Annotated in this window: 6 protein-coding genes; 1 reads left to right on the top strand and 5 read right to left on the bottom strand. The window is 45.9% G+C overall.

Features of this window, described 5'->3' with window-relative positions:
• Positions 1-8 precede the first annotated feature (8 nt).
• From D908_RS08805 to rplU, 4 genes are all read right to left on the bottom strand, one after another.
• A complete protein-coding gene (locus D908_RS08805) occupies positions 9-758 on the bottom strand; it encodes a threonine/serine exporter family protein (RefSeq protein ID WP_005524757.1) in 750 nt (249 codons plus the stop codon).
• 129 nt (positions 759-887) lie between these two features.
• Entirely contained in the window at positions 888-2,060 is a 1,173-nt protein-coding gene (cgtA, locus tag D908_RS08810; protein WP_000673584.1) for an Obg family GTPase CgtA, read from the bottom strand.
• A gap of 194 nt (positions 2,061-2,254) precedes the next feature.
• Positions 2,255-2,515, bottom strand: coding sequence for a 50S ribosomal protein L27 (gene rpmA / locus D908_RS08815; RefSeq protein WP_000940598.1), 261 nt, complete (start codon positions 2,513-2,515; stop codon positions 2,255-2,257).
• A 20-nt stretch (positions 2,516-2,535) separates the two neighbouring features.
• Complete coding sequence (rplU, locus tag D908_RS08820) at positions 2,536-2,847, bottom strand: 50S ribosomal protein L21 (RefSeq protein WP_000271393.1); 312 nt, start codon at positions 2,845-2,847, stop codon at positions 2,536-2,538.
• 270 nt (positions 2,848-3,117) lie between these two features.
• Between rplU and ispB the strand changes: the two genes are divergently transcribed.
• Positions 3,118-4,089, top strand: a complete 972-nt coding sequence (ispB, locus tag D908_RS08825) for an octaprenyl diphosphate synthase (RefSeq protein WP_005524755.1) — start codon at positions 3,118-3,120, stop codon at positions 4,087-4,089.
• A 167-nt stretch (positions 4,090-4,256) separates the two neighbouring features.
• Here ispB and D908_RS08830 read toward each other — a convergent pair whose 3' ends face one another.
• Positions 4,257-5,663 (bottom strand): basic amino acid/polyamine antiporter, encoded by a 1,407-nt coding sequence (locus D908_RS08830; protein WP_005524754.1) that lies wholly within the window; start codon positions 5,661-5,663, stop codon positions 4,257-4,259.
• Positions 5,664-6,000: the final 337 nt, after the last annotated feature.

The following is a 6,000-nucleotide window of genomic DNA, read 5'->3' as shown; positions in this document are numbered from 1 at the left end:
CCCCCAAATCACCCAGTCACACTCATTGCCGCAACAATACCGAGTGCCGTCGCTAATGTGAGCAAACTGGCCATCACAAAACGAGCAACTCCCATATTGATATACCCTTTAAGCATATCGGCAACCGCATTAATTAAAGGAAAACCGGGAACCAACATCAGTACAGAAGAAGCCATCACGATAGTGGGTTTATTACCGAGTTGATAAATCACGGCTTGAGCTGAAATGGCAGAGGTAACAAAAGCAGTTGCCGCGAAATTGAGCAGCGGATTGAACTGACGATGACCAATCTCCTGACGGACGATCATCCCACAAGAAGAGGCGATCAAGGTGATCAAAAAGACCATCCAATCCCCTCCAGCCAAGCGACTAAACGCAGCACAAGAAAGACCAATCATCACCACGACAAGCCAGCGGTTATAGCGTTCAGGACTGATTTGATTGAGTTTTTTCTGAGCCAAGCTGTGATCGAGAATCCCTTTCTCCATCATGATGCAGATCCGTTGGATCTGCGTCACCACACGCATATTGATACCACGATCCGGGCTGCGTCTTGCCGTCGTGATACAGTGATCTTTATAGACAGTCGTGACAACTAAAGAGCTCGCCGAGAGAGAAACTTCCACCTCACTCATACCACTGGCTAACCCCATTCGGCGCATCATATCGCCAACTAAAGTACTCTCAGCGCCATGCGCCAACAGCATCTGCCCAGCCTGGGCAATCAAACGAGAAACGGCTCTCTGTTTGCTTTCCATGATTCCTTTCCTAAATACCTAAGCCAAAAAGTCCAAAAGTGGCACTTAGTGTGCCTTAAACTGTAATGCGGGAATATGATTTAGACACAAAAAAGCCGCAACAAAGTTGCGGCATTACGAGCAAGTTAATTAGTCACGAACATAGATAACGTGACCGTCATCTTCTTCGTCGTCCCAATCATCCCAATCGTCATCATCTTCAGTGATCACATCGCGACCAGCCAAACCATCTTTCTGGTGATAATCCCATGTGAAATCGACTTTTTCAGCTTCAGTCTGCTCTTCAGCTTCTCTTGGCAAGGTATCCATAAACTCCGCCAGCTTCATGCACAGCTCTTTGGTGCCTTGGCGATTAGCAGCAGAAATTTTGAAGTAATCTCCTTCCCATGCCAGTGCATCAACGATGTCTTGAATGATCTCGTCCGCTTCTTCTTCTGACACCAGATCGACTTTGTTGAAAACCAACCAACGCGGCTTGTTCGCTAGCTTTTCACTGTACTGTTCAAGCTCATCAATAATGGTCAATGCATTTTGCGCAGGATTACTTTGATCCATCGGCAAGATATCAATCACGTGCAGCAGTACACGACAGCGCTCAAGGTGTTTCAGGAAGCGAATCCCTAACCCCGCACCATCCGCCGCACCTTCAATCAATCCTGGGATGTCGGCTACCACAAAGCTTTTCTCTGGCAGTACACTTACCACACCGAGGCTTGGAATCAGGGTAGTAAACGGATAGTCCGCCACTTTAGGCTTAGCCGCAGAAACAGCGCGAATGAAGGTTGATTTACCCGCATTTGGCATACCCAGCATACCAACGTCTGCTAGTAACAGCAGCTCTAAACGAATATCACGCAACTCACCCTTGGTACCCATGGTTTTTTGGCGTGGGGAACGATTAACCGACGATTTAAAACGAGCGTTACCCAAACCGTGCCAGCCACCTTTGGCAATCATGACTTTTTTACCATGTTCCGCCACTTCCGCAATGATCTCATTGGTATGAATATCAACTGCACGGGTGCCCACAGGTACACGCAGCACTTTGTCTTTACCACGTTTCCCCGTACAGTTGCCGCCACCACCGTTTTGGCCACGCTCCGCTTCATAGAAGCGCTGGAAACGATAGTCGATCAAAGTGTTAAGGTTTTCATCGGCAATCATGTATACATCGCCGCCGTCACCACCATCGCCGCCATCAGGGCCGCCATTGGTAACGAATTTTTCACGCCAGAAGCTGACGACACCGTTACCGCCGTCACCTGCTTGAACTTTAATTACCGCTTCATCAACGAATTTCATTTTTCCTCCACTCAATCTCGTGGGAAATCTTAATCAGTCTAGTAAACCTGAGAACGTAGATCCCAGAAAACAACTGCCTGCTTGGATCAGGCCACATTCAGGTCTAGGGTCTAGGGTCTAGGGTCGACCACACTTTCGATAAATAAAAAACCCCACCAAACGGCAGGGCTTTTGAATTCATCAAGAAACTTTGCTTATTCAGCAGTTTCGATGCTAACGAATTTACGGTTCTTAGGACCTTTAGTCTCGAACTTCACTTTACCATCAGATAGAGCGAATAGAGTGTGGTCTTTACCGATGCCTACGTTAGTACCAGCGTGGAACTTAGTACCACGTTGACGAACAATGATGTTACCTGCAAGTACAGATTCACCACCGAAACGCTTAACACCTAGACGTTTGCTTTCTGAATCGCGGCCGTTACGAGTAGAACCACCAGCTTTTTTGTGTGCCATTGTTGAACTCTCCTAATAACTTAAGCGTTGATACCAGTGATTTTCACTTCTGTGAACCACTGACGGTGACCTTGTTGCTTACGAGAGTGCTTACGACGACGGAACTTAACGATTTTTACTTTATCGCCACGACCGTGTTGTACCACTTCAGCAACTACTTTACCGCCCTCAACTAGAGGAGCACCTACTTTAATGTCTTCACCGTTAGCAACCAGCAGAACTTTATCAAATTCTACAGTTGCGCCAGTTTCAACGTCTAATTTCTCTAAACGAAGAGTTTGACCTTCGCTTACACGGTGTTGTTTACCACCAGATTGGAAAACAGCGTACATATTTTACTCCGCTCTTTCCGCACAGCCTATGCTTATATTTTATGCGATAAGGGTGTGCGCTAAACTAATCATCAATAGGGCGCAGATTCTACGTGAATGATGTGCCTATGACAAGCCATATTTTGAAAAAAATGGCGAAAAGCTAATCGCCAAACAAAAGTGCCGCAATCATGCCTTTAAGCCATGTATTAATCAATGATTTTTAGTGTATTATGCAGCGATTCCAGAAGACTAAATGCCTTACACGCTCTTATTTCAGCCGGATTTACGATGGATTTTAAAGCTATCCAAGCGCTTACTGCCAATGACATGGCAAAAGTGAACGAAACGATTCACGCTCAACTCAATTCTGACGTTTCCCTAATCAACCAACTTGGTTTCTATATCATCAGTGGTGGTGGGAAGCGTTTACGCCCATTGCTGGCTGTTTTATCAGCCAAAGCGCTCGGTTATCACGGGTCACATCACACGACAGCCGCCGCCTTTATCGAATTCATTCATACGGCAACACTGTTGCACGATGATGTGGTCGATGAGTCGGATCTGCGCCGGGGTAAAGCGACAGCCAATGCCGCTTTTGGCAATGCTGCCAGCGTATTAGTCGGTGACTTTATCTACACTCGCTCATTTCAGATGATGACAGAGTTAGGATCCATGAAGATCCTGAAGCTGATGAGTGATGCGGTAAACGTGATCGCTGAAGGTGAAGTGCAGCAATTAATGAACTGCAACGATCCTGATACGACTGAAGCCAGCTATATGCAGGTGATCTACTCCAAAACCGCACGTCTCTTTGAAGCAGCAACGCAGATCGGCGCGATCTTGTGTGATGCTTCACCTGAGGTGGAATTGGCGATGCAAAACTACGGTAAATACCTAGGCACAGCATTCCAGCTCATTGATGATGTGATGGATTACACTTCGGACGGCGAAGAGATGGGTAAAAACGTCGGCGACGATCTGGCTGAAGGTAAGCCTACCCTGCCACTGCTTTATGCTATGCAGCACGGTAATCCCGAACAAACATTGATGATCCGTGAAGCTATCGAAAAAGCGAATGGCATGTCACGTCTCAATGAGATTCTCGCGGCGATGGAGCAAACTGGTTCTCTGCAATACACCATTGAAAAGGCGCAGCATGAAGCAGACAAAGCGATTGCTGAACTCGATATCCTGCCAGAAAGCGAATACAAGCAAGCGTTGATCACGCTGGCTCACATGGCAGTCAATCGCAGTAAATAGTCTGCAAATTCGATGATATTGCGACAGCAACTCACTTGATAACGGATTACGTTTTCTTACTAAAAAACCCCTCAGCTCTACGAGCTTGAGGGGTTTCTTTTATCTAACGTGCTAACTATACCAAATGACTTGGAATTGTAGCTTCGAGTAGGAAGAAGACGAACTTCCTACCAAGCTCCTTGCCAAAGCATGCCTGCCGCTCCGAACGCAAACAACAGCAACGTACTGGCGCCAACCATTTCTCGACCACAAAACGCTTTTACACCTTGCTCGCGCTTCGCTTTGAGATAGAAAACAAAACCCGGTACATACAAAAGTGTCGATAACATTAAATAGTGTAAACCTGATGCGTACAGTAGCCATAAACCATAAATCGTTGCACCTAGACCAATCAGCAGAAGTTTACCTCTGTCTTTCTGTTCGAGCGCAATTTTTAAGGTGAATGCACCGACCAGAAAATACGGCACTAAAATCATCTCTGAGGCAAAGATCAACAAAGTATCGTAAGTACTAGCAGTGTAGCGCACCAATATCAATGAGACTTGGATACATAGCGTAGTCAGAATCAGGGCATTCACCGGACTACCCGCTTGATTCTGCTTCGCAAAATGACGTGGGAACATCTTATCTTTTGCTGCAAGGAAAGGCGCTTCTGAAGCCAATACTGTCCAACTCAAAAATGCGCCGCAGACTGAGATCAACAGCCCCACCGCGATGATGTACTTGCCCCATGGGCCAATAATCGCAGTCAGAACTTGAGCCATTGATGGATTGTGATACTGCGCCAATTCATTCACTTGAATTACGCCCATCGACAATAGCGTTACTAAGACATAAATCGAGAGTGCTGTGAGCAACCCAAGGATGGTGGCCCGGCCAATATCTTTACGCTGACGAGCTCGGCTCGAAACAACAACTGCGCCTTCAATACCCACAAATACCCAAACAGTGATCAGCATAGTCGCTTTGACTTGCCCAAGTAGATCAACACCAGAAATGTGGTGTAGTCCGGAGAAATCTAAACTAAATGTCGGCCAATTGAATGCCGCGAACGCACAAACAATAAAGAGTAGCAAAGGCACCATTTTGGTCATTGTGGTGATGAGATTGATCAGAGCGGCGGTTTGCACCCCTCTTAACACTAAGCTATGTACACCCCACAGCAATAGTGAAGCACCACCAATTGACCACCAAGTGTTACCTGAGCCAAAGATGACGTGATCAGGTGTATCAAACAGCAGCCCTAGGGTACTAAACACGATCACCAGATAAGAGACGTTAGCGACCATAGCGCTAAACCAATAGCCCCACGCCGAGCAAAATCCAGCAAAATCACCAAAACCTTCACGGGCAAAACCGAATACACCACTGTTTACATGGGGTTTATTGACGGCCAAATATTGAAAAGAAAGCGCAAGAAAGATCATGCCGATCCCAGTGATCGACCAGCCGATCATCACTGCTAGTGGACTGGCGACTGCCGCCATATTTTGTGGCAAGCTAAACACGCCCGCGCCAATCATGGAACCAATTACTAAAGCTGTGAGAGAGCCTAAACCCAGTTTTTTATCCATTATTTTTCAATCACCAATAACAGAAGTAAAAGCCATCTTCCCCTTCCAAAAATCAATAACAGACAGAAAGGAAATCCGCTTGTTATGACTGAAGGGCAACCATTCAACTCACAACACATGAGTCGAAGAATAGAAAAAACAGCGCATCTTACACGAAAAGCAGTGATATGAAATGATAATTAGATAAGTAACATAAGAATTCACTAGTGGTAAAACACAAATCGACATTTAATACTGAAAAATCAAATGATTAATTTAAGCAACCACAGCAAACCCGAGATAAAAAAATACCGCTCATCAAGAGCGGTATTCTTAAAATGGTCGAACTAGGTGTCGA

The organism is Vibrio mimicus CAIM 602 (genome assembly GCF_000338875.1).
Taxonomy (GTDB): domain Bacteria; phylum Pseudomonadota; class Gammaproteobacteria; order Enterobacterales; family Vibrionaceae; genus Vibrio; species Vibrio mimicus.
Note: the sequence above shows the minus strand (reverse complement) of the source record. Positions and strands in the feature narration are given on the sequence as shown.

Excerpts from the sequence above, each read along its gene's own strand:
- D908_RS08805 (WP_005524757.1), bottom strand. The coding sequence starts at position 758 with ATGGAAAGCAAACAGAGAGCCGTTTCTCGTTTGATTGCCCAGGCTGGG.
- cgtA (WP_000673584.1), bottom strand. The coding sequence starts at position 2,060 with ATGAAATTCGTTGATGAAGCGGTAATTAAAGTTCAAGCAGGTGACGGC.
- rpmA (WP_000940598.1), bottom strand. The coding sequence starts at position 2,515 with ATGGCACACAAAAAAGCTGGTGGTTCTACTCGTAACGGCCGCGATTCA.
- rplU (WP_000271393.1), bottom strand. The coding sequence starts at position 2,847 with ATGTACGCTGTTTTCCAATCTGGTGGTAAACAACACCGTGTAAGCGAA.
- ispB (WP_005524755.1), top strand. The coding sequence starts at position 3,118 with ATGGATTTTAAAGCTATCCAAGCGCTTACTGCCAATGACATGGCAAAA.
- D908_RS08830 (WP_005524754.1), bottom strand. The coding sequence starts at position 5,663 with ATGGATAAAAAACTGGGTTTAGGCTCTCTCACAGCTTTAGTAATTGGT.